The organism is Streptomyces sp. NPDC001270 (genome assembly GCF_042896695.1).
GTDB lineage: Bacteria > Actinomycetota > Actinomycetes > Streptomycetales > Streptomycetaceae > Streptomyces.
Genome location: NZ_JBIAXM010000005.1, coordinates 247,738 through 273,985, shown reverse-complemented (window position 1 = coordinate 273,985; position 26,248 = coordinate 247,738). Strand labels below are relative to the sequence as shown.

The 26,248-nt window shown below is 70.3% G+C and carries 17 protein-coding genes; 12 read left to right on the top strand and 5 right to left on the bottom strand.

Going from position 1 to position 26,248, the window contains the following annotated elements; all coding sequences use genetic code 11:
• Positions 1-182: 182 nt before the first annotated feature.
• The 4 genes from ACFY2B_RS11140 to ACFY2B_RS11125 all read left to right on the top strand — a co-directional run bounded on the left by ACFY2B_RS11140 (position 183) and on the right by ACFY2B_RS11125 (position 6,161).
• Complete coding sequence (locus ACFY2B_RS11140) at positions 183-614, top strand: DUF6299 family protein (protein WP_390762865.1); 432 nt, start codon at positions 183-185, stop codon at positions 612-614.
• A 1,192-nt stretch (positions 615-1,806) separates the two neighbouring features.
• A complete protein-coding gene (locus ACFY2B_RS11135) occupies positions 1,807-3,264 on the top strand; it encodes an FAD-binding oxidoreductase (RefSeq protein WP_390762864.1) in 1,458 nt (485 codons plus the stop codon).
• Positions 3,261-4,505, top strand: a complete 1,245-nt coding sequence (locus ACFY2B_RS11130; protein WP_390762863.1) for an FAD-dependent oxidoreductase — start codon at positions 3,261-3,263, stop codon at positions 4,503-4,505. Before ACFY2B_RS11135 ends, ACFY2B_RS11130 begins: the two co-directional genes overlap by 4 nt.
• A gap of 141 nt (positions 4,506-4,646) precedes the next feature.
• Entirely contained in the window at positions 4,647-6,161 is a 1,515-nt protein-coding gene (locus ACFY2B_RS11125) for an MFS transporter (RefSeq protein ID WP_390762862.1), read from the top strand.
• 215 nt (positions 6,162-6,376) lie between these two features.
• Here ACFY2B_RS11125 and ACFY2B_RS11120 read toward each other — a convergent pair whose 3' ends face one another.
• Positions 6,377-7,906, bottom strand: a complete 1,530-nt coding sequence (locus ACFY2B_RS11120) for a helix-turn-helix domain-containing protein (RefSeq protein ID WP_390762861.1) — start codon at positions 7,904-7,906, stop codon at positions 6,377-6,379.
• Positions 7,907-8,633: 727 nt separating this feature from the next.
• Here ACFY2B_RS11120 and acnA point away from each other — a divergent pair.
• Together acnA and ACFY2B_RS11110 are read left to right on the top strand one after the other, a co-directional pair.
• Complete coding sequence (acnA, locus tag ACFY2B_RS11115) at positions 8,634-11,351, top strand: aconitate hydratase AcnA (RefSeq protein WP_390762860.1); 2,718 nt, start codon at positions 8,634-8,636, stop codon at positions 11,349-11,351.
• 266 nt (positions 11,352-11,617) lie between these two features.
• The gene (locus ACFY2B_RS11110) at positions 11,618-13,306 is read left to right on the top strand and encodes a sensor histidine kinase (protein WP_390762859.1); all 1,689 of its coding nucleotides are present in this window, start codon (positions 11,618-11,620) and stop codon (positions 13,304-13,306) included.
• Positions 13,307-13,720: 414 nt separating this feature from the next.
• Here the strand turns inward: ACFY2B_RS11110 and ACFY2B_RS11105 are convergent, their stop codons facing one another.
• From ACFY2B_RS11105 to ACFY2B_RS11090, 4 genes are all read right to left on the bottom strand, one after another.
• Complete coding sequence (locus ACFY2B_RS11105; RefSeq protein ID WP_390762858.1) at positions 13,721-14,734, bottom strand: aldo/keto reductase; 1,014 nt, start codon at positions 14,732-14,734, stop codon at positions 13,721-13,723.
• The gene (locus tag ACFY2B_RS11100) at positions 14,731-15,564 is read right to left on the bottom strand and encodes an amidohydrolase family protein (RefSeq protein ID WP_390762857.1); all 834 of its coding nucleotides are present in this window, start codon (positions 15,562-15,564) and stop codon (positions 14,731-14,733) included. Before ACFY2B_RS11100 ends, ACFY2B_RS11105 begins: the two co-directional genes overlap by 4 nt.
• 160 nt (positions 15,565-15,724) lie before the next feature.
• Complete coding sequence (locus ACFY2B_RS11095; protein ID WP_390762856.1) at positions 15,725-16,048, bottom strand: L-rhamnose mutarotase; 324 nt, start codon at positions 16,046-16,048, stop codon at positions 15,725-15,727.
• Positions 16,049-16,195: 147 nt separating this feature from the next.
• Positions 16,196-16,945 carry an SDR family NAD(P)-dependent oxidoreductase gene (locus tag ACFY2B_RS11090; protein ID WP_390762855.1) on the bottom strand — a complete coding sequence of 250 codons (750 nt, stop codon included), beginning with the start codon at positions 16,943-16,945 and terminating at the stop codon, positions 16,196-16,198.
• A 451-nt stretch (positions 16,946-17,396) separates the two neighbouring features.
• Between ACFY2B_RS11090 and ACFY2B_RS11085 the strand changes: the two genes are divergently transcribed.
• The 6 genes from ACFY2B_RS11085 to ACFY2B_RS11060 all read left to right on the top strand — a co-directional run bounded on the left by ACFY2B_RS11085 (position 17,397) and on the right by ACFY2B_RS11060 (position 26,121).
• Positions 17,397-18,239, top strand: a complete 843-nt coding sequence (locus ACFY2B_RS11085; protein WP_390762854.1) for a FadR/GntR family transcriptional regulator — start codon at positions 17,397-17,399, stop codon at positions 18,237-18,239.
• Positions 18,240-18,347: 108 nt separating this feature from the next.
• Positions 18,348-21,641 carry a discoidin domain-containing protein gene (locus ACFY2B_RS11080; protein ID WP_390762853.1) on the top strand — a complete coding sequence of 1,098 codons (3,294 nt, stop codon included), beginning with the start codon at positions 18,348-18,350 and terminating at the stop codon, positions 21,639-21,641.
• A gap of 92 nt (positions 21,642-21,733) precedes the next feature.
• The gene (locus tag ACFY2B_RS11075) at positions 21,734-22,831 is read left to right on the top strand and encodes an enolase C-terminal domain-like protein (RefSeq protein WP_390762852.1); all 1,098 of its coding nucleotides are present in this window, start codon (positions 21,734-21,736) and stop codon (positions 22,829-22,831) included.
• Positions 22,832-22,898: 67 nt separating this feature from the next.
• A complete protein-coding gene (locus tag ACFY2B_RS11070; protein ID WP_390762851.1) occupies positions 22,899-24,290 on the top strand; it encodes an ABC transporter substrate-binding protein in 1,392 nt (463 codons plus the stop codon).
• Positions 24,287-25,219 carry a carbohydrate ABC transporter permease gene (locus tag ACFY2B_RS11065; RefSeq protein WP_390762850.1) on the top strand — a complete coding sequence of 311 codons (933 nt, stop codon included), beginning with the start codon at positions 24,287-24,289 and terminating at the stop codon, positions 25,217-25,219. The genes ACFY2B_RS11070 and ACFY2B_RS11065 overlap by 4 nt, the downstream gene beginning before the upstream one ends.
• Positions 25,216-26,121: a carbohydrate ABC transporter permease gene (locus tag ACFY2B_RS11060; RefSeq protein WP_390762849.1), complete on the top strand. Its 906-nt coding sequence runs from the start codon at positions 25,216-25,218 to the stop codon at positions 26,119-26,121. Before ACFY2B_RS11065 ends, ACFY2B_RS11060 begins: the two co-directional genes overlap by 4 nt.
• Positions 26,122-26,248 lie beyond the last annotated feature (127 nt).

Genomic DNA, 26,248 nt, shown 5'->3' with positions numbered 1-26,248 from the left:
CGCCCCGGAACGGCTCGTCGCGAGATGTGACAACACGCGGACAACTCCCCGACCGCTCCCTGACCGCTCCCTGACGGTCATGACGCGCCACCGATGGGGTGACGGTCACGGACCGGGCTCGGGCCAGCCGGTAAGTACCTGGCGTGACCCCCGCCCACCCCCATGATTCCGGGAGATACCCCATGCTCGTACGCCCCGTGCTCGGCACGGCCGCCGGTGCCGCCGCGCTGCTGCTCGGCGTGGTCGCACCGGCGACCGCGGCCGACGACCCGATCGAGACCGTCACCGTCGACAAGACCGGCCGGGTCGCGACGGACGGCACCGTCTTCCTCACCGGCACCTATCGCTGCAACAAGGGCACCGGACAGGTGTTCGTCAGTTCCTCGGTCAGTCAGAAGTCCGATTCGGTCCGGTACGGCGTCGGCGGCACCCTGGCCCAGTGCGACGGTGCCGAACACCGCTGGGCGAACTCCAGCAAGGTGTCGTCGGAACAGCTCGCCCCCGGGGCCGCCCGCGTCGAGGCCACCCTCCTGGAACTGCGCCCGCAGGGCGGCCTGCCGGTGCCGTACTTCCACGCCACCGGGCACCAGGACGTGACCCTCACCGCGAAGTGACCGCCGGTGTCGTGGTGGCCGGGACCCAGCCGCCCCCGCGGCCACCACGAAACCGGCCGGCGCACCGGGCCGGACGGATCCGGCAGCCGGGGGAGTCCGTGGCGTCCGGGGCCGCAACTGGGCGGCGTAGGTGCGTTCGATGTGCTGGGACAGCACCAGCACGCCGGTGGCCGGGGCCGCCGGTCGGGTACGGCGGAATGGCCGGGTACGGCGGTAGCCGGGGTACGGCGGGCGGTACGGCCGTGTCGTGCGACGTGCCCGGGTGCCGGCCGGTCCGAGTGCCGCCTCCGGGGTGACCACCGCGGCGGCCGGACGGTGGGCGCGTCGGCGGCGGGCAACTCCCGTTCTGTTCAGCGTGGTTCGGCGGCGGCAGCGGCTGACGCCCGGTCAGAAGTGAGTGGCGGTGCCGATGGTCCGACAGCCAGGCTATGTACAGTGCACCTATTTCTGAATACGATACTCGTCATGAACCTGATCAACCCCAGTTGTTCATCCATGGCCGTCAGCCTCCAGGCATGGCCCACATTCGTATTGCACTCGGCCAGGTCGGCGTAACCGTCGGGGACCTGGCCGGCAACGCGGACCTCATCCTCGAAGAGTGCGGCGTGCCGCCGAGCGAGGCGCGTACGTCGTCGCTCTGCCTGAAACGGTGTTACCCGACCGCCCGGTCGAGGGTGCGGCCCTGCCTGGGTCTTTCGTCGAAGCGTGCCCGATCACGGCGTCCTCGACGAGCAATCGGAATGTCGTTCCCGGCAACGAGTCGACTGCCGTACGCATACGCGGAATAGGTGTCGCCGTCGCGATCTGCGAGGACCTGTAGCAGGACGGCGGGTCGGTGGCTGCTGCTGGCACCATTCCCTGGATATCCCGTGCCGGACATCGGCTTGAATGGCTACGTCGAACAGGACAGGAATTCTACGGAGATCGTCACGGTCGGATTCGACCCGCCCTGATCGAGCGCCGGCACCGCCGGGTCGGCCGCTGGGCACGCCGTGAGCGTGCCGCGCCCAAAAACCCGGTCCGCGGTCTCGCGTAAAAAGTGGAAACAACCTCACTGTGGCGCGCCCCACGCCGCACACATATGTGCCCGTCAATTGGCGTGCGACAAATTTTGATCGCGCTGGGGGATGCGTGAAAACGGGGATCATAAACATGGCGACTTCGACAGGTGAGAGCGTTGGATAAAAATGGCATGGCCGCAGCAGGTAAAGCCTCGGCAAGGGAACTGTGGCAGAAGCTCTTTGAAGCCGGCCGGGTACTGAAGGTCGACCATGACATCCATCCGGGTGACATCGGCGGCCACCGTCCGCGTGAGGTAGTGGCCACTGTGTCGGTGGACTCTGTCGAACAGGTCCAGGACGTGGTGCGTGCCGCGACGCAGATCGGTGCGCGGTTGTACCCGCTGAGCACTGGTGCCAACTGGGGTATGGGTTCACGGTTTCCGGTGGTCGAAGGATGCACCGTGCTCGATCTGAGCGCGATGACCCGTATCCGCGAACTGGACCTGGACCACGGGTACGCGGTGATCGAACCGGGTGTGACGCAGGCTCAACTCGCAAAGGCCCTTGAGGGTTCCGAGTGGGTACTCAACGTCACTTCCTCCTGCGCGGACACCAGCATGGTGGGCAACGCCCTCGAACGCGGAGACGGCATCATCCGCTCCCGAGTCCAGGACACCCTCGCCGTCGAGGCGGTGTTGGGCAACGGTGAGCTGCTGACCACCGGCGGTCTGGACGGGCACAGCCAGTACCACGGCAGGGTCGCCGGCCCCGATCTCACCGCCGCCTTCGTGGAGTCCAATCTGGGCGTGGTCACCGCGATGGTGGTCAGCCTGGTCCGCCGGCCGGAGACCACGGAGCTGGTGTACGCCTCTTTCCGGCCCGAGGCGTTCCCCGACGTCGCCGACGCCGTGGTGCGGCTGGGCCGCGCCGGACTGCCGACGGACGGACTGCTGCGGCTGCGGGGCTCGGTCGTGCCGGCCGGCCCCCACGCACTGCCCGACACCCCGGACTCCGGGCTGCTCTCCATGACGGTGCCGCTGCTGGGGCGGAAGGAGACCGTGCAGCTCAGCCGACGTCTGATACAGGAAGCGCTGGAGTCGGTTCCGGACGTGGTGTCCTTCCGGAGCGTGGACGCCGCGACCGTCGAGGAAGACGACGCGTTGTACTTCCGGGCACGGATGGCACTCGGCATCCCCACCTGCGCTTCGCTGCGGCGCGGTCTGGGTGTGCCGAACTGTGAGGTGGAGGACACCGAGCTGGCGTGGCTCATGTTCCTGCCTCTGGTGCCCCTTGACCGGGAACACATGGTGCGCGCGGTGGACATCCTGCGCCGGGCGGTCGACAGGCACACGACGGCACTGACGGCCGAATTCAACATCGTCTCCCCGCACATCGCCAACATGGTCGTCCAGATAGCGTTCAGCAGGACCCCGGAGTCCACTGCCCGGGCCCACGCCCTGCGTGACGAGATCCGGGCGCAGTTCGCCGACGAGGGCTTTCCGGCATACCGCTCCAACATCGACCACATGGGCACCGAGCTGGCACTCAGGCGAAACGCCCTGATCGCGCCGCTGGCGGATCTCAAGCAACTGTTCGACCCGCGCGGCGTGATCTCTCCGGGCCGTTACCTGAAGGGATCCGCGAAATGACCAACGGCCTGGCCCCGTCCGGCACCATGAACACCCGCGGCGAATCCAGACCGGCGTTTGCCACCGCCAGGGACACGTCCGACAACGGGACGCTGCACAGCGATGTGGTCATCGTCGGAGCCGGCGTCGGCGGTTCCTTCCTGGCGCTGCTCCTGGGACAGCGCGGACTCCGTGTGACGGTGGTGGAACGCGCTGAGCGCATCGCGGCGCACGGCGCGGACTTCCTCAAGCCCCGGGGTATCCGGTTGCTCTCGGAGCAGGGACTGCTGCCCGAACTGCTGAGCCGAGGCGCGCTCCGGCGCGACACGATCAGTTATTACCACGACGGGGATCTGCTGCACGAATACAGCTACCTCGAGTACACCGGCCTCGGGTACTTCCTGATCCTGCCGTACCAGGAGATCGTCACTCCCATCGTCGAACGCGCCCAGCGCCTGCCGAACGTGGAGTTCGCCTTCAGCACGACCATCGCCGCCGTCGAGTCCCGGCCCCCCGCTGACCGGGACGGCGAGTCCGGCGGGGAGGAGTTCGCGGGTATCGCGGCTGTGGTTCTCAGCGACGGCAGAAGGCTGAGCACGCGGGCGGTGGTCGATGCCGGCGGTCCGAACTCACCGGTGCGGGCGTTTGTGGGTGCCCAGCGGGAGAGCTACGGATACGAGCACGAAGTGCGGATGGTCACCATCCCGGTCACGCCCAGCATCGCCGAGCGCAACCGGATGTACTTCGACTCCACCGGCTGGTTCGCCTACTTCTACCCGGTGGACGCGGAGCAGGCACGGGTGTTCGTGGGGGTGCCGCGGCACGAGGACGCCGCGGTCTTCGAGGAGCGCACGGAGAAGCTGACCGAGCGGCTGCGCGGCTTTGTCACCGACAGCGCCGACGCGCTGGACGCGCTGGACCCCGCCACATTCCTGCGCGCCCCCGTCAAGGCGCTGCGCACGGCGCACTACCACCGGGGCAACGTGGCCCTGCTGGGTGGCACGGCGTTCAGCTGTCACCCGATGACCGGACAGGGCATGAGCTACACCCTGGAGGACGCCTCGCTGCTCGCCGGGCTCATCGCCCGGTCCGCCGCCGGCGGCGGACCCGAGCTGGAGTCGTTGCTGGCCCAGGAGTACGAGTCGCGTCGCGAGGTGCATGCGCGGCTGGTCGACTACGGAGACGACCTGGCCGGCTCCTACCCGGACCGGGCGCTCTACCAGAAGAGTTTCCGGCCCGGGATGCACGGTGGTGACGTGTAGAACCCGAAGTCCGGGCGCCGTGCCGCAGTGTTCGTCGCCGCGTCCGTCGAAGTCGAGCCACCGCCACCGCCACCACCGGTGTTCCGCCGTGTCTTACGTGTGTCTCCGCCGCTCGGCGGCAATGAGAAAGGAAAATCTGCAATGGCGTCGACCGTCGCCGGGGAGCGGGGAAAGGAACAGCAGCCGCCCGCACCGGCAGCCAGGCTGCCCCGTCCGCAGCTCACCCTGACTGTGCTGCTGTGTGCGACCTTCATGCAGTTCCTGGACGTCTCCATCGTGAATGTCGCGGTGCCCTCGATACAGCGCGATCTGCACGCCGGCTCCGGCACCGTGGAGTTGGTGGCGTCCGGTTACACCCTGGCGTACGCCTGTGTGCTCATCACCGCCGGCCGGCTCGGTGACCGCTACGGCTACCGGCGCCTGTTCGTCACCGGAATGGCGGTCTTCACCCTCGCGTCACTGGCCTGCGTCGTCGCACCGGACAGCGCGACCCTCGTACTCGCCCGTGTCGTGCAGGGACTGGGCAGCGGGCTGATGGCTCCCCAGGTGCTGTCCGTCATCCAGGTCGAGTTCCCCCCGAGCAGCCGGGGCAAGGTCTTCGGCAGCTACGGCACGGCCATCGGCACGGCCACCGTGGTGGGTCCGGTGCTGGCCGGGCTGCTGATCGCGCTGCGGCTGCCCGGTCTCGACTGGCGGCTGGTCTTCGCCATCAACATCCCCGTCGGTCTCGCCGCGATGGCCGCCTTCCGGCTGATCCCGCCCAGCGTTCGGCAGGTCCGCGAGCGGCTCGACCCGGTGGGTGTCGGGCTGGTCGTGGCCGGCCTCGCCCTGCTGATCTATCCGCTGGCCGTGGGCCGGCAGCAGGGCTGGCCGGGCTGGTCCTGGGAGTCGCTGGGAGCGGCGGTGGTCGTGCTGGCGCTGTTCGCCTGGACTCAGTTCCGCCGTGAACGCCGGGGTCTGGATCCGTTGCTGCACCTGCGTCTGCTGGGCGACCGCACCGTCCGCCTCGGCCTGTTGGTGGTCCTGGCGTTCTTCGCCGGTGTGCCGCCGTTCTTCTTCCTGCTTTCGGTCTACCTCCAGGCCGGCTTCGGGCACTCGGCACTGGTCGCGGGCCTCACGCAGTTGCCCTTCGCGGTCGCGACCGCTGTCGGCTCCCGCGCCGCGGGATCGCTGGCCCGCCGGTACGGGACTGTCGTGCTGGTCTGTGCCACCGGCGCGCTGGCCGTCGCGATGGCCGCCCTGGCGCTGATCGTCCAGTTCGCCGGAGCGCAGGCCACACCATGGGAGCTGGCCGCGCCGATGCTGGTGGGCGGTACGGCCTTCGGAGTCTTCACCGCGTCGGCGTTCACCGTCCTACTGGCTCAAGTACCGGCATCGGCCGCCGGCTCGGCCTCCGGCATGTTGACGACGGTTCAGCAGGTCGCCGGGTCGCTGGGGCTGACCATCGGTGCTGTGGTGTTCTTCGCCTCCCAACCCCTGGTCGTCCACCAGGCCGGTCCGGCGGCACTGCGACACAACGCGGCGACCTCGTTCTTCCACACACTGCTCTACGAGACCGCGGTGTTCGCGCTCGCCTGCGTGGGCACAGTGGTGCTGCGCCGCAGGCCACGCGACGGGTCCCAGCTGTCCGCGCGGCCCGATCCCGCCGAGCGGTGAAGTCTCCCCGTGATCTCGGACCCTCGATGGTTGTGCCGTGAGGGCGTGTCGCTCCCCAGCTCTCCTGTTCCGAGGCGGAAATACGCTGGGGCGTTCCCGCTGCCGACCGGGCTCCAGCCCGCCTCTGCCGTGGGCCATGAAGTCCCAGAGGTGCCGCCGCACCCCCTCCAGAACCGCATCAGTGCAGCTCAACAGGGTGCGGCGGCCTCCGTCGGTCAGATGTCGCGGAACGTCTCGATCTGGGCCCCGATCGAGTTGAGGCGTTCCGCCAGGTCCTCGTAGCCGCGGTTGATGACGTAGACGTTGCGCAGCACGGACGTGCCCTCGGCGGCCATCATCGCCAGCAGGACGACCACGGCCGGACGGAGGGCGGGCGGGCACATCATCTCGGCGGCGCGCCAGCGGGTGGGACCCTCGACCAGGACGCGGTGCGGGTCGAGCAACTGAAGTCGGCCGCCCAGGCGGTTGAGGTCCGTGAGATAGATCGCACGGTTGTCGTAGACCCAGTCGTGGATCAGCGTCTGGCCCTGGGCGACCGCCGCGATGGCCGCGAAGAACGGGACGTTGTCGATGTTCAGGCCGGGGAACGGCATCGGGTGGATCTTGTCGATCGGCGCCTCCAGCTTGGAGGGCCGCACGGTCAGGTCCACCAGGCGGGTACGGCCGTTGTCGGCGACGTACTCCGTGGTGCGGTCGTGGTCGAGGCCCATCTCCTCCAGGACCGCGAGTTCGATCTCCAGGAACTCGATCGGCACGCGGCGCACGGTCAGCTCCGACTCGGTGACCACGGCGGCGGCCAGCAGGCTCATCGCCTCGACCGGGTCCTCGGAGGGCGAGTAGTCCACGTCGACGTCGATGACGGGCACGCCGTGCACGGTGAGTGTGGTGGAGCCGATGCCCTCGACCCGTACGCCCAGCGTCTCCAGGAAGAAGCACAGGTCCTGGACCATGTAGTTGGAGGAGGCGTTGCGGATCGTGGTGACGCCGTCGTAGCGGGCCGCGGCGAGCAGCGCGTTCTCGGTGACCGTGTCCCCGCGCTCGGTCAGGACGATCGGTCGGCCGGGGCGCACGGCCCGGTCCACCGTGGCGTGGTACTGCCCCTCGGTCGCGGCGACTTCCAGACCGAACCGGCGCAGCGCGATCATGTGCGGTTCGATGGTGCGCGTACCGAGGTCACAGCCGCCGGCGTACGGCAACTTGAAGGCGTCCATCCGGTGCAGCAGCGGGCCGAGGAACATGATGATGGAGCGGGTGCGGACGGCCGCCTCCGCGTCGATGGCGTCCAGCTCCAGCTCGGCCGGCGGCACGATCTCCAGGTCGACCCCGTCGTTGACCCAGCGGGTCCGTACGCCGATGGAGTTGAGCACCTCCAGCAGGCGGTACACCTCTTCGATCCGGGCCACCCGGCGCAGCAGGGTGCGCCCCTTGTTCAGCAGCGACGCGCACAGCAGGGCGACGCAGGCGTTCTTGCTCGTCTTCACGTCGATGGCGCCGGACAGGCGACGACCGCCGACCACCCTGAGGTGCATGGGGCCCGCGTACCCCAGCGACACGATCTCACTGTCCAGGGCTTCGCCGATGCGGGCAATCATCTCAAGGCTGATGTTCTGGTTGCCGCGCTCGATGCGGTTGACGGCGCTCTGGCTGGTTCCGAGCGCCTCCGCGAGCTGTGTCTGTGTCCAGCCGCGGTGTTGCCGGGCGTCACGGATGAGCTTGCCGATGCGTACGAGGTAGTCGTCTGCCATGGGGTTGAGGTTATCTCAGATATGAGATGGTGCCCGTTGGGGGGTCCATTCGAGTGACGGGACGTCAGTGGCCCCTGGGGGTACGGCGATGGGACGGTCCAGGGAGTAACCAGCTGGCATAAAAGGTGTTATGTGGCGATATTGCCTGATGGGGGCGTGGCTGTGGCGGGGCATCGGCCTCGGCGTGTCGCGCTCACGGCTACGCACGGCCGATGCCGCGGTCGATGCCGGGGCCCGTCCGGGCTCGCGGTCGGGGCCCGTCCGGGCTCATGCCGGGTGGTCGGCGGCTCGGCAGCGGCGGGATGGAGGGGTGGGGGCCGGGCCTGGACCCCGGGCCCGTATATCGCATGCGTACGTCGCACGCGTGGCCGCATCCGGCCGTCGGTCATCGACCGTCGGGAGGCTCGGCCTGCGGCTCGGGCCGGCCCGTCGGCGGTGCGCCCGCTGGGTCCGGCCTGTGTGACAGGTGTCTACCGTGGTGATGTCGTCACCGAGAGTGCCGGAGCGGGGGCGCGCTCCGGTTCGGTCGAAGCCGGGCGGCCGGTCCGGGCATGACCATTCGGGCCCCATGTACTAGAGTTATCTCGACATCGAGATATCTGCCGAGGGGCACCACAGCCGCCACCCCGGTAAGGACTGCCTAACTTAGCCTTACCTTAGCGGAACGGCCCGCGGGCCGTGGCGGCAGGATCGTGGTGGTACGCGCACATCAATGAAGGAGACTGTCGTGTCGGCGAACAGCTTCGACGCCCGCAGCACGCTGCAGGTGGGCGACGAGTCGTACGAGATCTTCCGGCTGGACAAGGTGGACGGCTCGGCCCGCCTGCCGTACAGCCTCAAGGTCCTGCTGGAGAACCTGCTCCGCACCGAGGACGGCGCGAACATCACCGCCGACCACATCCGCGCCCTCGGCAACTGGGACTCCCAGGCCCAGCCGTCGCAGGAGATCCAGTTCACGCCGGCCCGTGTGATCATGCAGGACTTCACCGGTGTCCCGTGCGTCGTGGACCTCGCCACCATGCGCGAAGCCGTGAAGGAGCTGGGCGGCGACGCCGCCAAGATCAACCCGCTGGCCCCGGCCGAGCTGGTCATCGACCACTCGGTCATCGCCGACAAGTTCGGCACCAACGACGCCTTCAAGGTGAACGTCGACCTGGAGTACGGCCGCAACAAGGAGCGCTACCAGTTCCTGCGCTGGGGCCAGACCGCGTTCGACGAGTTCAAGGTCGTCCCGCCCGGTACCGGCATCGTCCACCAGGTCAACATCGAGCACCTGGCCCGCGTCGTGATGGTCCGCGACGGCAAGGCGTACCCGGACACCCTGGTCGGCACCGACTCGCACACCACGATGGTCAACGGCCTCGGCGTCCTCGGCTGGGGCGTCGGCGGCATCGAGGCCGAGGCCGCCATGCTCGGCCAGCCCGTCTCGATGCTCATCCCGCGCGTCGTCGGCTTCAAGCTGACCGGCCAGCTCCGGCCCGGCACCACCGCCACCGACCTCGTGCTCACCATCACCGAGATGCTGCGCAGGCACGGCGTCGTCGGCAAGTTCGTCGAGTTCTACGGTGAGGGCGTCGCCGCCACCTCCCTCGCCAACCGCGCCACCATCGGCAACATGTCCCCGGAGTTCGGCTCCACCGCCGCGATCTTCCCGATCGACGACGAGACCCTTAACTACCTGCGGCTGACCGGCCGCAGCGACCACCAGGTCGCGCTGGTCGAGGCGTACGCCAAGGAGCAGGGCCTCTGGCTGGACCCGAAGGCCGAGCCCGACTTCTCCGAGAAGCTGGAGCTGGACCTGTCGACGGTCGTCCCGTCGATCGCCGGACCGAAGCGCCCGCAGGACCGCATCGTCCTCGCGAACGCCGCCCAGCAGTTCAAGTCGGACGTGCTCAACTACGTGGAGGCGGGCGACGAGGCGGGCAAGGAGTCCTTCCCGGCCTCCGACTCCCCGGCGGTCGCTCCCAACGGCGCCCCGTCCAACCCGGTCCAGGTCACCGCCCCCGACGGCACCACCTACACCCTGGACCACGGTGCGGTCACGGTCGCGGCCATCACCTCCTGCACCAACACCTCCAACCCGTACGTCATGGTCGCCGCCGCCCTGGTGGCCAAGAAGGCGGTCGAGAAGGGCCTGACCCGCAAGCCCTGGGTCAAGACCACCCTCGCGCCGGGCTCCAAGGTCGTCACCGACTACTTCGACAAGGCGGGCCTGACCCCGTACCTGGACAAGATCGGCTTCAACCTCGTCGGCTACGGCTGCACCACCTGCATCGGCAACTCCGGCCCGCTGCCGGACGAGGTCTCCAAGGCCGTCAACGACCACGACCTCGCCGTCACCTCGGTCCTGTCCGGCAACCGGAACTTCGAGGGCCGGATCAACCCCGACGTCAAGATGAACTACCTGGCCTCCCCGCCGCTGGTCGTCGCGTACGCCCTCGCGGGCTCCATGAAGGTGGACATCACGCGCGACGCCCTGGGCACCGACCAGGACGGCAACCCGGTCCACCTGAAGGACATCTGGCCGAGCGAGGCCGAGGTCAACGACGTCGTCGCGGGCGCCATCGGCGAGGACATGTTCAACAAGTCCTACCAGGACGTGTTCGCGGGCGACGCCCAGTGGCAGGCGCTGCCGATCCCGACCGGCAACACCTTCGACTGGGACGCCGAGTCGACCTACGTCCGCAAGCCCCCGTACTTCGAGGGCATGACCATGGAGCCGGCCCCGGTCGTGGACATCGCCGGCGCGCGCGTCCTGGCCAAGCTCGGCGACTCGGTCACCACCGACCACATCTCCCCTGCCGGTGCCATCAAGGCCGACACCCCGGCGGGCAAGTACCTCACCGAGCACGGGGTGGGGCGCCGCGACTTCAACAGCTACGGCTCGCGCCGCGGCAACCACGAGGTCATGATCCGCGGCACGTTCGCCAACATCCGCCTGCGCAACCAGATCGCGCCGGGCACCGAGGGCGGCTACACCCGCGACTTCACGCAGGACGGCGGACCGGTCTCCTTCATCTACGACGCCTCGCAGAACTACCAGGCCGCCGGTACCCCGCTGGTCGTCCTGGCCGGTAAGGAGTACGGCTCCGGCTCGTCCCGCGACTGGGCGGCCAAGGGCACGGCCCTGCTGGGCGTCAAGGCCGTCGTCGCCGAGTCCTACGAGCGCATCCACCGCTCCAACCTCATCGGCATGGGCGTGCTGCCGCTCCAGTACCCGGAGGGCGCCTCCGCCGAGTCGCTCGGCCTGACCGGCGAGGAGACCTTCTCCGTCTCCGGCGTCACCGCGCTCAACGACGGCAGCACGCCGCGCACGGTCAAGGTCACCACCGACACGGGCGTCGAGTTCGACGCGGTCGTCCGCATCGACACCCCCGGTGAGGCCGACTACTACCGCAACGGCGGCATCATGCAGTACGTGCTGCGCAACCTGATCCGCAAGTAACCGGCAGCGGCCCGAGCCCTCGGGCCCGGGCCGCCGCCGCCCAGGGCCGCATCCCCGATGACGGGGGTGCGGCCTTTTGCCGGTCACGTCCCGGGGCATCCGGGTCATCCGGGTCATCACCGACCCTCAGCCTGGACACAGGGTCCGCCCAGCGGACCGGGACAGGATCGGGACATGACTGGAACCCCAGGGCCGCGCACCGGCCGTACCCACGGGCCGATCGTCCGCCGCCCCGGCCACGCCGCCCGGCGCGGGGAGTGGTGGAGATGACCGCCGTGCCGGACCCGCCGCCGAGGGGCCGTTCCCTGGGCACGCGGCTGCTGACCGTCGTCATCGCCGCGCTCGTGGGTCTGAGCGTCGTGCCGGCCGTCGGCACCGTGATGGTCCAACGCGCCTACGTCCTGGGCCGTCTCGACGACCGGGTGACGGACGCCGCCGAGTGGGGCGCGGACGGCGCGGCACGCCACCCGGAACTCACCGCGGACCTCTCCTTCCTCGGCGACGCCGCCGGCCCGGCGGGCCTGCTCGCGGCCCGGCTCGACGAGAACGGGAAGATCCTGTCCGCGGCGGTGCTCGACGGGCCCGGCGACGGCTCCACGGACGGGCCCGGCGACGGGGCCAAGGACGGGTCCGGCGACGGCCACCGGGACGGCGAGGTCGGCCGGACCGGAGGGAGCGCGGGGCCGCGCGACCTCACCGGCGTCCAGCGCGCCGCCCTCGGGAGCATCGCCGCCGACGGCTCCGCGCACACCCGGACGGTGCCCGGACTCGGCACCTACCGCCTCCTCGCCCTCGACCGGGCGGGGATCCACCTCCTGACCGGCCTTCCCATGGACGAGGTGCTGGCCGGTCTCGGCGATCTGGCGGCCGCGGAGGCCGTGGTCGCCGGGGCCGGGCTGGCCGTGGCGTGCGGCGTGTGCGGGATCCTCGTACGGCGTCGGCTGCGCCCGCTGCGGCACGTCGCCGCCACGGCCGAGGCGATCTCCCGTACACCGCTCGGCACCGGCCGGACCACCGACCTCGCCCGGGTACGGCTGCCGGAGCGGGACACCGGGCCCGGCGGCGAGGTCGCCCGGATCGGCGCCGCCCTGAACCGCCTCGCCGACCAGGCCGCGGCCGCGCACGCCGACCGGGCGCGGGCCGAGGAGCGGGTACGGCGCGGCGAGGAGCGGATGCGGCGGTTCCTGGCCGACGCCAGTCACGAACTCCGTACGCCGCTCGCGGCCATCGCCGGTTACGCGGAGCTGATGAACCACGGCTCCGGCCGCGTCGCTCCCGAGCTTGCCTGGCGGCGGGTCACGGCGGAATCGGCCCGGATGACGGGGCTGGTCGAGGACCTTCTGCTGCTCGCCCGGCTCGACGAGGGACATCCGCTGCCGTCGGCCGAGGTGGACCTCGCCTGCCTGGTCACCGAGGCGGTGTGGGCGGCGCGGGCCGCCGGTGACGGGCACGTCTGGCGGCTCGAACTCCCGCCGGACGCCCCCGCCCTGGTGGTCGGCGACGAGGCACGGCTGGGTCAGGCGGTGGCCCGCCTGCTGACCAACGCGCGCGGGCACACCCCCGTGGGGACGACGGTGGTCGCCACCGTCGAGACCACCCCCACCCATGCCGTCGTCCGCGTCCGCGACGACGGTCCCGGCATCCCGTCCGACCTCCTCCCGGTGGTCTTCGAACCGTTCACCCGCGCGGACACCTCCCGCGCCCGGTCCGGTGGTGCGGAGGGCGGCGGCTCGGGGCTCGGACTGGCTGTCGCGGCGGCGGTGGTGACGGCGCACGGAGGCCGGATCGAGGTGGAGAGCGCACCGGGACGTACGGAGTTCGTGGCGGAGGTACCACGCTCCGGCCGGACAGGACCGGCGGGCGAACTCGGCAGGACGGGGCCGGTGGCGGGAGACGCGCGCCGACCGGAGGAGGACCGGGTGACCGGGGCGGAGCGGACGGCGGAGGCGGTGTAGGCGAGCGGAAGCCGCTCCGGGTGGACCCGGTGGCGGTGCGCACCGGGTCCGCGAGCCGGACGGGCGAGGGGGGATCGACCTGTCCGGGTGGGGCGTGGCTCGTGTCGGACGGAGATGCGACAACGTTGTCGACTCGCCTTCACGCGACTTTACCGCCTCAACCGACAACGATGTCAACCCAGTTGGGGTACCCCGGTCGGATGACCCTGGCGGATCCGGAGTGGACTGACGCGACGTCACTGACGGCTGCCGGCCACGGACGCGGTGGCCGGCACTGCCGCGCCCGCGGCGTCCGCCGGTGCGGCGCCCGGCCGGTTCGGCCGGGGGGACAGCGCTGGTCAGGGCGCCGGATCCCCGGCCCCCGGCTATTGGATCCCGGCCGCCGGCTCCCCGACGGCCACCACCGCACCGGGCTCAAGACGCCGTGTTCTCGCCCGCCTGTTCCGCCGCGGGCTCCGCCGCCTCGCCGGTGATGACCGCCTCCAGTTCCGCCCAGGCCCGGGAGGGCAGGTCCCGTGCCGTCCACTTGGCCGCGGAGCGGACTTCCTCCGGTGTTCGGAAGCCGGCTACGACACTTGCCACGACCGGGTGCCGCAGCGGGAAGCGGAGGGCCGCGTGGGGCAGTACCGTGCCATGCCGGCGGCAGACATCGGCCAGGGCGCGGGCCCGCGTGAGCAGGTCGGCGGGGGCGGGCCGGTAGTCGAAGTACGCCCCGTCCGCGGGGGAGGGGCTGCTGAGGAGCCCGGAGTTGAAAGGCGCCGCGGCGACCGCGGACACCCCTCGGTCCGCGCACGCGGCCAGGAGCGGCAGCGCGGTCCGGTCGGCGAGGGTCCAGCGGCCGGCCACCATCACCACGTCCACGTCCGTCTCGGTGACGAAGCGCAGCAGTGGCGGGACGGAGTTCATGCCGACGCCGACGGCGCCGATGACGCCTTGCTCGCGCAGTTCGACCAGGGCGGGGACGGCCTGGTCGACCGCGGTGTCCATGTGTTCGTCCGGGTCATGGACGTAGACGATGTCGATGCGGTCCACGCCGAGCCGCGCCCGGCTCGCCTCCAGGCTGCGCAGGACGCCGTCCCGGGAGTAGTCGGGCCGCCGGACCGAGGTGTCGGGGACGTCGAAGCCGCCCGCCGCCAGATCGGACCCGGTGGGGTGCGGGTTCGTCGCCAGGAGCCGGCCGACCTTCGTGGAGAGCGTGAACCGGTCGCGCGGCCGTCCCGCGAGTGCCCGGCCCAGCCGGCGTTCGGACAGGCCCAGGCCGTAGTGCGGAGCGGTGTCGAAGTGGCGTACTCCCGCCGCCCACGCGGCCTCGATCGTGGCGTCGGCCGTGGCGTCGTCGACGGCGGAGTAGAGGTTGCCCAACGGAGCGGCGCCGAAGCCGAGTTCGCCGACGCGCACCGGGGTGCGGCCGATCGTGCGCCGGTTCATGCGACCAGTCCGTACCAGCGTGCCGCGGTCCCGCCGTACACCTCGGCGCTCTCGTCGGGGCTGAGCGCCGCCGTGAGGGTCTGGGCGACGGCGAGGGTGTCGCCGTAGCCGGCGGCGAGCAGGCAGACCGGCCAGTCGGATCCGAACATCAGCCGGTCCGGGCCCAGTTTCTCCAGGAGCACGTCGGCGTGGCGGCGCAGGGCGGGTGCGTGGGGCGCCGGGGCGCGGGTGACCAGTCCGGAGAGCTTGACGGCGACGTTGTCGCAGTGGCCGAGCCGGGTCATGAGGGCCGTCCAGGGTTCCAGGCCGCCCGGTTCGACCTCCGGGTTGCCCACGTGGTCCAGGACGAAGCGCACCTCGGGCAGTTGGGTTACGGTCCGTACGGCCGCGCTCAGTTGGTCGGGGCGGACGAGCAGGTCGTAGACGAGGCCGGCCGCGCCGACGGCCGCCAGGCCGCGCCGGGCGTCCTTACGGTCCAGCCACCGTGGGTCCGGTTCGTCCTGGACGCCGTGGCGGATGCCGGCGAGGGCCGCGCCGCCCGGATGTTCGCGCAGTTCGGCCAGGCGGTCGGTGATCGCGGGGTCGGTCAGGTCGGTCCAGCCGACGACGGCACTCACGTGCGGGTCCCGCGCGGCCAGCGAGAGGAGTTCGGGGGTCTCCTCGGCGACCGGGACGGTCTGCACGACCACGGTGGCGTCGATGGCCGCCCGGTGCAGCAGGGGGCGTAGGTCGTCCATGGTGAAGCTGCGGTGCAGGACGGGGATCGGGTGGGTCCACGGCTGGTCGCGTACGTCGAGGTCCCACAGGTGGTGATGAGCGTCGATGCGCACACTCGGTCCCTTGTGTCTTGGGGGGCGGACTGGGGCGTGTTTCGACAGTGGCGTCGGCCCCGGCGGGACTTTCGAAACACGCTCGGTGGCCGGCGGGCCGGTGCCGTCCGGGCGGCCCGCGGCAGTGGGGTCCGCCGGTCCCGGCTCGGCGGCGTCCGCGTCAGTCGAGGTGGAAGACCTCCTCCGCCGGGACCCACCACTCGCCTTCGGCGGCGCTGTCCAGGGGCTGCTGGCAGGGATCGGTGAGGGCCCACCAGGCACGGGTGTCCGGGTCCTCGGCGATGGCGGCGGTGTCCTCGGCGTAGTTGTCGCCGCTGTACTCCAGGTAGCTGAACAGCAGGCCGTCCCTCAGGAAGATGGAGTAGTTGCCGATGTGGGCCCGTTTGAGGGCCGCCAGCACTCCGGGCCAGGCGGCGGCGTGCAGACGGCGGTATTCCTCTTCCTTCTCCGGCTTCAGCCGGATGACCGTCGCGAAGCGTTGCATGTCCTGACTCCTCATTCCTAAGTCCTCGGTCCCGGCATCCGGGCTCCGGTCCCCGGGTAATCGGTCCCCGGTTCTCGGTCTCCGGTTCTCGGTCCCCGGTTCTCGGTCTCCGGTTCTGGTCGATCCTTGTCAGTCCGGCGGTTTTTGTCAGCCCTTCGCCCGCAGCCTCAGACCGGCCATGCCGCCGTCGACGGCCAGCGCGGTGCCGGTGACGGAGGAGGCGCCCGGGGAGGCGAGGGCGCAGACGGCGTCGGCCACCTCGTCCGCGGTCACCAGCCGTCCGTGCGGCTGCCACGCGGACAGGGCGGCGCGCTCCCGCTCCGGATCGTCCGCCTTCTCCAGCAGCCGGGTCACCCAAGGGGTGTCGACCGTCCCCGGGTTCACGGCGTTGACCCGGATCCCGTCGGCCACCAGGTCGGCCGCCATGGCGAGGGTCAGTGACAGCACCGCGCCCTTGCTGGCCGAGTACAGGGCGCGGCCGGGCAGACCGGCCGTCGCCGCGATGGAGGCGACGTTGACGACGGCCGCGTGCCGGGAGGCGCGCAACTGGGGCAGCACGGCCCGGGTGACCCGCACCAGGCCGACCACATTGACGTCCAGCACCCGGTGCCATTCGTCGTCCGGGTTGTCCTCCACGCGGCCCTGGGCCCCGATGCCGGCGTTGTTGACCAGGATGTCCAGCCCGCCGAGCGACTTCACGGCCGATCCGGTGGCCGCGGTCACCGAGGCGTCGTCGCGCACATCGCCCCGTACGTGGACCATCCCGTCGACCGGCGGGGCCTGCGGGTCCAGTACGGCGACGCGCGCGCCCTCGGCCAGCAGCCGGCGTGCGGTGGCGAGTCCGATGCCGGAGGCGCCGCCGGTGACCAGTGCGGTCAGGCCGTCGAAGGCTGCCATGTCAGCTCCGCCCGGTCGGGGCCGGTCGCCGGACGGGGATGTCGTACTCCAACTGCACGATGGCTCCTCACACGGGGCGGGTTCCGCAAGGTCATCAGGGCGCGAGACCGCGGCGGGACGGGGCCCGGCCCAGTCCGGGAACACGGGTCCGTCGCGCCGGTCTCGTCCTGCCGCCGCCTCGCTGTCGGGCGGCCAGAACACGCCTCAAGTAATCAGACTCATTTGACGTCCGGGGTTGACCGGACCGGACGGACCATAGGCAGCTCTCGCCGCTGTGTGCAAGACAAGAGCGCGCTGGATGCCCTGTTTTATCGGTAAAGTCTCCCCGCGCTCGCCCAACGTCCGGGAGCCGCAGGGATATCGATGAGTCAGACTCTTGCCCGGTGACCACCGCAGTGTCATAGTGACCCGGCAAATGAGTCTGATTCATCGCTTCCGGAGGTCGGTTCCCGTGTCAGAACAGCGCAAGGTCTCGGCCAAAGACGGCGCAGCGACCAGGCGTTACCGGCCGGGATACGAACTGGTCGCCGAGCAGCTCCTCGGTTACATCGGCGAGCAGGACCTGCACCCCGGTGACCGCCTGCCCACGGAAGCCGGGCTCGCGGAGATCCTCGGCACCTCGCGCAACGTCACCCGTGAAGCGGTCAAGGTGCTGGCGGCTCTCGGGCGGTTGAGCGTGCGGCGCGGCGCCGGCATCTTCGTCGCCGAGTCACCCGGCGGCCTGGCCGACGACCATCTGACACACTTCCAGCCGACCAGCATGGAGCACGTGCTCATGCTCCTCGACTACCGCACGCTGATCGAGTCCGAGACCGCGCGCCGGGCGGCGGGCCAGGCGACCCCGATCGAGGTGCGGGACATCCGGGACGGCGCCGAACGCTCCCTGGAGTCGGGCCGGGGAGGCGACGCCGACGCCTTCGCCGCGGCCGACAAACTGTTCCACGACGCCGTCGGCGTCGCCGCCCACAACGTCTTCCTGCGGTCCAGCGTCGCCAACGTCCGGCGCCTGGCCGCCCAGTCCGACGTGCTCCTCTTCCACGGCGACACACCCGGTTCCCTGGAAGTGGCGGGCCGCCAGCACCTGGCCATCGCCGAAGCCATCGCCTCCGGAGACCCGGACCGGGCCGCCGAGCTGATGAACGAGCACATCGCCACCACCCGGCACCAGTTCGAGCGCCGGATCCGTGACCGGCTGTTCAACGTCACCCCCCACGCCGACGCCCCCGGCACGTCCGGTCCCTCGGACGGCGTCGGCCCCACCGAGACCACCCCGCCGGCGACCTCCGCCTCCTGAACCGAGGCCACCGGCGGGGTGTCCGAGGAATGAGCCGTCCATTGCCTGGACGGCCCGGTGAAGTCCCGGGCCGTCCACTCCCTTCATCGCACAGGCGATTGGATTCCCATGTCCATGTCTCCACCCCGTCCCCGTCGTGCACGACGCAGAAGCGTGCTCGCGGTCCTCTCGCTGGCCGCGGCCGCGCTGCCGCTGAGCGCCGTCCAGGCCCAGGCGGCCGCCGACCAGGGCCCGCCCCCGCTGAAGCTCTACGTCTCACCCGACCACGGCCGCGACAACGGACCGGGCAGCGCCAAGCAGCCGTTCCGGACGCTTGAGCACGCCCGCGACCACGTCCGCGGCATCAACCGCGACATGCACCGCGACATCCACGTCGAGCTGCTGTCCGGCACCTACCGGCTGACCGGCACCTTCACCCTGACCGCCCGGGACTCGGGGACGAACGGCCACCGCATCGTCTACGAGGCGGCACCCGGCGCCCGTCCCGTGGTCAGCGGCGGCGAGCAGGTCACCGGCTGGACCCCCCTCGACGCCTCCCACCAGGTGTACAAGGCGCACGTGGGCGATCTCGACACCCGCCAGCTGTACGTCGACGGCGAGCTGGAGACCCGCGCCCGCGGCCGGCAGAATCCGCCCGGCTTCACCAAGACCGCCACCGGTTACAAGATCACCGACACCAGTCTGGACGCCTACAAGAACCAGTCCGACATGGAGGTCGTCAGCAGTTGGGGCTGGATGCTGATGCGCTGCCCCGTGCAGTCCATATCCGGCACCACCATGACCATCCAGCAGCCCTGCTTCCACAACGCCAACCTCCACGAGGGCCAGGAGATCCAGAACCCGACCTGGCTGGAGAACGCCCGGGAACTGATGGACACCCCGGGGGAGTGGTACCTCGACAAGAGCGCGGGCGACCTCTACTACATGCCCAAGCAGGGCCAGGACCTGTCGAAGGCGACCGTCACGGTGCCGAAGGTCCAAGACCTCGTGGACCTGAACGGGACCAAGGACCACCCGGTCACCGACGTCTCCTTCCAGGGCATCACCTTCTCCTACTCGACCTGGCTCGCGCCGAGTTCGAGCGACGGGCTGATCGAGGGACAGGCCGGTTTCCGCATCGTCGGCGACGACAACCCGACCTTCGACTCCACCCGGCTGAAGTGGGTCAAGACGCCCGGCGCCGTCAACGTCAGCCACGGCCACGACATCGGCTTCGAGGGCAACACCTTCACCCACCTCGGCGCGGTCGGCCTCAACCTGAACACCGGCACCCAGCGCACCGACATCACCGGCAATGTGTTCCAGCAGATCGCGTCGACCGGCATCCAGGTCGGCGGCACCGATGTCATCGACGCGCACCCGGACGACCCGCGCGACATCACCAAGGACAACACGGTCGACAACAACGTGGTCACCCACGTCGCCGACCAGTACAACGGGTCGCTCGGCATCTTCGCCGGGTACACCGACCACACCGTCATCACCCACAACAAGGTCTACGACCTGCCCTACAGCGGCATCTCGGTCGGCTGGGGCTGGGGTCTGACCGACAAGGGCGGCGACAGCAACTACCCCGGCAACTCGGGCGTACCGGTCTGGGACACCCCGACCACCGCACGCGACAACGAGATCACCGACAACGAGATCAGCGACATCATGAAGTCGCAGGCCGACGGCGGCGCGATCTACACCCTCAGCGCCAACCCGGGCGGTGTCGTCTCCGGCAACTACATCCGCAAGGTCCCCGAGCACGCCTACGGCGCGATCTACCAGGACGAAGGCAGCCGCTACTGGCACACCACGAACAACGCCTTCTGCGACGTCGCCTACCAGTGGCTGCTGCTCAACCACGGCATGGACATCACCGCCGACTACAACTTCACGACGACGCCGAAGTTCAGCGCCCAGTTCAACAGCACCGACGACACGATCCTGAACAACACCACCGTCGACGGCTGTGAGCAGCTTCCCGCGTCGATCGTCGACAACGCCGGCCTCCAGCCGCGGTACCGGCATCTCGACCCCGACCCGCAGCCCGGCGACCGCACCGCGCCGAGCGCCCCCGGCAAGCCCGGCGCCGTCACCGACTTCCCCACCGTGGCGGACCTGACCTGGCCCGCGGCCACCGACGACACCGGTGTCACCGGCTACGCGGTGTACCAGGACGGCAAGCTCGCCAGTGCCGCCAAGGGCACCTCGGCGCGCATCCCGAACCTGACTCCCGGCCGGGCATACACCTTCACCGTGACCGCCCGCGACGCCGCGGGCAACGAGTCACCGGCCGGCGCACCGGTGACGGTCACCATGCCCTCCGGCGCCGACCTGGCGCTGCACAAGCCGGTGACGGTGTCCTCCTACTCGGATCCCAACACCCCCGAACTGGCGGTGGACGGTGACCTGTCCACCCGCTGGGCGCAGGGTCTCGGACTGCCCGACCCGTCCTGGATCCAGGTCGACCTCGGCGCGCAGTACGACGTCTCCGGCGCGATCACCACCTTCGAGAAGGCCAGCGGCTACAAATACCGCATCGAGGTGTCCCCCGACGAGGTGCACTGGACCACGCTGGACGACCACACCGGCAGCGACACCACCGCGCAGACCACCTACTCTCCCGCCGAGCGGGAGACCGACGGCCGCTACGTCCGGCTGACCGTCACCGGCTCCAGCGGCAACGGCGGCAGCCTCTACGAACTCCAGGTCTACGGCACCGCCCTGCCGCCGAGCGGCGACCACACCGCGCCGGACGCGCCGGGGCAGCCCACCGCCACCGCGCTGCTGCCCAGCATGGCCGACGTGAGCTGGCCGGCCGCACCGGACGACCAGGGCGTCACCAGCTACGCCGTCTACCAGGACGGCAAGCGGATCGCCGTCACCGACAAGACCCGGCTGCGGGTCGGCGACCTGTCCCCGCAGAAGGAGTACACGTTCACCGTCGTGGCGAGGGACGCGGTGCTCAACGCCTCCGAGCCCAGCCCCGCGGCCACGGTCACCATGCCGGCCGACGACGACCTGGCGCTGCACAAGCCGGTGACGGTGTCCTCCTACTCGGATCCCAACACCCCCGAACTGGCGGTCGACGGTGACCTGTCCACCCGCTGGGCGCAGGGTCTCGGACTGCCCGACCCGTCCTGGATCCAGGTCGACCTGGGCAAGGTGACGTCCGTCTCCAGCGTGGCGACGACGTTCGAGAAGCCCAGCGGCTACCAGTACCTCCTGGAGTACTCGGCCGACGGCGTCGCCTGGTCGACGTTCGACGACCACACGGCCGCCCGCACCACCGCGCAGACCGCCTACTCCTTCGCTGACACCCCGGTCGACGCCCGCTACCTGCGGCTGACCGTCACGGGTTCGAGCTGGAACGGCGGCAGCGTCTACGAACTGCGGGCCTACGGCGGCTTCTAGCGCCCCGACAGGCAACGTCCGCCCCGTCGCGACGCCGGCGCACGGGCCTTCTCCCGGCCGGGCCCGCTCCACCACAGGAACAGAAAGCGATCATGAAGATCACACATGTCGAAGTCCATCCGATCGACGTCCCCGCGGCCGACCCGCCCTTCTCCTGGCGGGACGGGCTGAGCGGCAGCCCATCGGTGGGCGACGGCGCGGTCCTGCACATCGGCACCGACGAAGGCGCCGAGGGGGTGGCGGTGTTCGCCCGGCCGGGAGCGGCCGTCACCCTGCGGGACCTGGTCGACCGCGTCTTCCGGGACGAACTCCTCGGAGCCGACCCCTTCCGGCGCGAATGGCTCTGGCACCGCGTCTGGGAACTCGACCGGATCCACGAACTGCCGCTGCCCACCCTGGGCCTGATCGACGTGGCGCTGTGGGACCTGGCGGGGCGGGTGCACGACCGGCCGGTGTGGCAACTGCTCGGCGGCTTCCGCGACGCCATCCCCGCCTACGCCTCCACCTCCACCTTCGCCACCACCGAGGAGTTCCTCTCCGTCGCCGACCAGAGCCTGGCACTCGGCTACCGCGGCATCAAACTGCACGCCTGGGGCGACGCCCGCCGGGACGCCGCCCTGTGCCAGGCCCTGCGTGACCACGTCGGCCCGGACGTCCCGCTGATGTACGACGGCTCGGCCGGCTTCGACCTGCCCGACGCCATCTACCTGGGCCGCGCCCTGTCCGAGGCGGACTACCTCTGGTACGAGGAGCCGATGCGCGAGTTCAGCATCAGCGCCTACCAGCGACTCGCCGAAGCCGTCTCCGTACCGCTGCTGGTCGCCGAGACCTCCGACGGCGCCCACATGAACTCCGCCGACTTCATCAAGGCCGGTGCCGCCACCTTCGGAGTGCGGGCCGGCACCACGCTGCGCGGCGGCATCACCGGAGCCATGCGCACCGCCCATCTGGCCGACGCCTTCCGGCTGCGGGCCGAGGTGCACGGCTCCGACATCCCCAACCAGCACCTGTGCATGGCCATCTCCAACACCACCTACTACGAGTCCCTGGTCACCGCCACCACCGTCGTCCGTGAGCGGCACGTCGACGAGCACGGACTGGTGCACGCACCCACCGGGCCGGGCATCGCCCTGCCCCTCGACTTCGGCTACGGCAACGAACTCAAGAGGTTCGTGGAACAGCCCCGCTGAGCCTCGCCGACCCCCACTGACCCCCCGCGCCCCACCCGCACCATCCCGAACCACGAAAGGCAAGACGATGACGTCTTCCCGCTTCTCCAGAACCGGCCCGGGTGCCCGAACGGTACGCGCCCTGGCCGCGGGAGCTGCCCTGACGGCCGTCACCCTGCTGGCCGGCTGCGCCAGCGCCGACCCGTCCGCCGGATCGGCCGCCAAGGGCGGCACCACCGCGTTCGAGCCCGTCGCCCAGAAGGCCGGCTCGCAGATCACCGTCTGGACCGACTCCACGCGCCTGCCGTCGGTGCAGGCGTACCAGAAGTCGCACCCGGACGTGAAGATGAAGATCGTCACCTACGACGGCGGCGCCGACGGCTCGACCTATCTGCAGTCGAAGGTGCAGCTGTTCGACCGTACCGGCGAGGGCTGGCCCGATGTCGTCTTCGGCTCGCCCACCGACGTCACCTGGGCGTCCGCCCCCACCAAGCCCGGCGCCACCCCCTTCGCCGCGCCGCTGGACGACAAGCTGGTCCCCGAGAACACCCTGGGCGGCTTCGCCAAGGGTTCGCTCGCGCCGTGCCAGTTCAACGGACACACCTACTGCCTGCGCAACGACATCGCGCAGGTCGTCCTCTGGTACAACAAGCCCCTCATGGACAAGTGGGGCTACCAGCCCCCCACCACCTGGGCCGAGTACGAGGCCCTCGGCCTGAAGGTCGCCAAGGAGCATCCCGGCTACCTCGTCGGCTCCGTCGGTGACACCAACTCCCACGAGTCCTACTTCTGGTCCGGCCAGTGCCCGGCCTTCAGCCTGACCGAACCGGACACGCTGCGGGTGGACCTGAAGGACCCCAAGTGCACCCGGATGGCGACCCTCCTGGACAAGCTGATCTCCGCCAAGGCCGTCACCACCCAGGGCTTCTTCAGCCAGGGCTTCGCCAAGAACAGCGGCTCGAAGGTCCTGATGGCCTACGGCCCGTCCTGGTACGGCCAGTACCTGTTCAAGACCGCCTTCCACACGCCCGCCCGGCAGATCACCGCGGCGGCGCCGCTGACCTGGCCCGGTGAGACCACCGCGAGCACCGGCAACGTGGGCGGCGGCGTCTGGATGGTCTCCTCGCACAGCACCAACCTCAAGGCGTCGACCGACCTGGTGACCTGGCTGACCACGTCGGACGAGAACCAGGCCAAGGCCCCCACCTACCCGGCCTACGCGCCCGCCGCCAAGGCCTGGCTCGCCAACCCGGCCAACAGCAGCTACTTCGCCGAAGACGTCAGCGGCCCCTTCCAGCAGGCGGCCGACGAGGTGTGGACGGGCTGGTCCAACACCAGGTTCTCCGACGCGACGTCCTGGTCCAGCGTCGTCCTGCCGGCCCTGACCGGCGGCAAGACGCTCACGGCCACCCTGCCGGCCTGGCAGAAGGCCATCGGCGACCAGGCCAAGGCCAACGGGTACCGGGTGACCGACCGATGACGCTGCTGGACACCCAGCCCGTCGCCGTCGCCGCCCCGCTCCGCCGCGGCAGCACGCCGCGGCGGCGGGCCGGCCGCGCGGGCTACTTCTTCGTCGCCGGGTACACGCTGCTGCTGCTCGCCTTCGGCGTGTTCCCCACCTGCTACGCCTTCTACCTGGCCGTCACCAACGACCGGGGCCAGTTCACCGGACTCAACCAGTTCACCAGGGTCGTGCAGGACTACCGTTTCCTGCCGGCGTTCGGCCACATCCTGGTGTACCTGGTGCTCTGGCTGGTGACCCTCGTGGTGCTGACGGTCCTGACGGCCGTCGTCCTGCGCAGCCGCCTGCGGACCTCGGTCTCGGCGCTGCTGCGGTTCCTGTACTACATCCCCGGCGCGCTCGCGGGCGTGGCCAGCGTGCTGGTCTGGCTGTTCATGCTCGACCCGGACGTGAGCCCGGTCTCCTGGCTGCTGAAGGCACTGGGTATGGACAGCTTCGCCGCCGTCCTGGCCCCCGGCAACCTCCCGATGATCTTCATGCTCATCGCCTTCTGGACCGGCGCCGGGGGCTGGATGGTCGTCATGTACGGGGCGCTGAACAACATCTCCGACGAGGTGATCGAGGCGGCCCGGATCGACGGCGCGGGCCCGTGGCGCATCGCCTGGTCCATCCAGATCCCGATGATCCGGCAGTGGATCGCCTACATGACCATCCTCGCCTTCGCCGCCGGCACCCAGCTGTTCGTCGAGCCGCAACTGCTCCAGACCGCCAGCCTGGGCAGGGTCAGCCCGACCTGGTCACCCAACCAGCTCGCCTACGTCTACGCCTTCCAGCAGGGCGACTTCAACGGCGCCGCCGCGATCTCCGTCTTCCTCCTGGCGCTGGGCCTGCTCTGCGCGGGCCTCCTGGTGTGGCGCTCGAACATGTTCACGTTGGATGAGAAATGACCCTGCCCTCCGCGCTTCCGCGCTCCCGTACCACGCCCTCGCGGGCCGTCTCCGCACTCGTCGTCGGCCTGCTGCTCGCCGCCCTGCTGGTGTTCTTCGTGCTGCCCGTCGTCTGGCTGCTGCTGGCCCCGAGCAAGACGGCCGGGCAGATCGTCCACGACAACCCGCTGTCCTTCGGCTCCTTCGGCCGGATCGGCGAAGCCTGGCGGCACCTGTTCTCCTTCGAGGACGGCGCCGTCCTTCTCTGGCTGCGCAACTCGGCCGTCTACTCGGGCGGTTCCCTCGTCCTGACCCTGCTCACCAGCGTTCCGGCCGGTTACGCGCTGGCTCTGACCAAGTTCCGCGGCCGCAAGACGCTGCTCGCGGTCACCCTCGTGACGATGATCATGCCGTCGGCCACGCTGGTCCTGCCGGTCTTCCTCGAACTGAACAAGTTCCACCTGATCGGCACGGTCTGGTCGGTGATCCTGCCGTTCTCGTTCTACCCGTTCGGGGTGTACCTGGTGTACATCTACTTTGCCACGAGCCTGCCCCGCGACCTGCTCGCCGCGGCCCGCATCGACGGCTGCACCGAATGGCAGCTGTTCCTGCGGATCGCGCTTCCGCTGGCCAAGCCGGTCATCGGACTCGTCGCCTTCTTCAGCTTCGTGGGGAACTGGAACAACTTCTTCCTGCCCTACCTGGTGCTGCCGAACAGCGACGAGTTCCCCATCCAGGTCGGTCTGAACCAGCTCCTGACGTCCACGCCGTCGTTCAACCCGGTGGCGGGCGCGGGCCTGAACATCACCATTCCGGAGCTGGCCCTCGCCATCATCATCGCCATCCTGCCCGTCCTGGTCCTCTTCCTCTTCTCCCAGCGCACCCTGGTCTCCGGGATGCTCGCCGGCGCGACCAAGGAGTGAGCGGAGAGCCTGTGACGCCGGGACGGACCGTCGGGGCGAGGAGACCGTGCTCGGAACAGGACAAGAGGGCCCGCCGGACAAGACCGGCGGGCCCTCTCGGTTCGTCGTCGTGCTCACGGGATCAGTC

Coding starts and splice junctions, on each gene's coding strand:
- ACFY2B_RS11135 (WP_390762864.1), top strand. CDS start 1,807: ATGGCCGCAGCAGGTAAAGCCTCGGCAAGGGAACTGTGGCAGAAGCTC.
- ACFY2B_RS11090 (WP_390762855.1), bottom strand. CDS start 16,945: ATGGCAGCCTTCGACGGCCTGACCGCACTGGTCACCGGCGGCGCCTCC.
- ACFY2B_RS11110 (WP_390762859.1), top strand. CDS start 11,618: ATGACCGCCGTGCCGGACCCGCCGCCGAGGGGCCGTTCCCTGGGCACG.
- ACFY2B_RS11075 (WP_390762852.1), top strand. CDS start 21,734: ATGAAGATCACACATGTCGAAGTCCATCCGATCGACGTCCCCGCGGCC.
- ACFY2B_RS11105 (WP_390762858.1), bottom strand. CDS start 14,734: ATGAACCGGCGCACGATCGGCCGCACCCCGGTGCGCGTCGGCGAACTC.
- ACFY2B_RS11060 (WP_390762849.1), top strand. CDS start 25,216: ATGACCCTGCCCTCCGCGCTTCCGCGCTCCCGTACCACGCCCTCGCGG.
- ACFY2B_RS11120 (WP_390762861.1), bottom strand. CDS start 7,906: ATGGCAGACGACTACCTCGTACGCATCGGCAAGCTCATCCGTGACGCC.
- ACFY2B_RS11125 (WP_390762862.1), top strand. CDS start 4,647: ATGGCGTCGACCGTCGCCGGGGAGCGGGGAAAGGAACAGCAGCCGCCC.
- ACFY2B_RS11070 (WP_390762851.1), top strand. CDS start 22,899: ATGACGTCTTCCCGCTTCTCCAGAACCGGCCCGGGTGCCCGAACGGTA.
- ACFY2B_RS11065 (WP_390762850.1), top strand. CDS start 24,287: ATGACGCTGCTGGACACCCAGCCCGTCGCCGTCGCCGCCCCGCTCCGC.
- ACFY2B_RS11140 (WP_390762865.1), top strand. CDS start 183: ATGCTCGTACGCCCCGTGCTCGGCACGGCCGCCGGTGCCGCCGCGCTG.
- ACFY2B_RS11080 (WP_390762853.1), top strand. CDS start 18,348: ATGTCCATGTCTCCACCCCGTCCCCGTCGTGCACGACGCAGAAGCGTG.
- ACFY2B_RS11095 (WP_390762856.1), bottom strand. CDS start 16,048: ATGCAACGCTTCGCGACGGTCATCCGGCTGAAGCCGGAGAAGGAAGAG.
- ACFY2B_RS11130 (WP_390762863.1), top strand. CDS start 3,261: ATGACCAACGGCCTGGCCCCGTCCGGCACCATGAACACCCGCGGCGAA.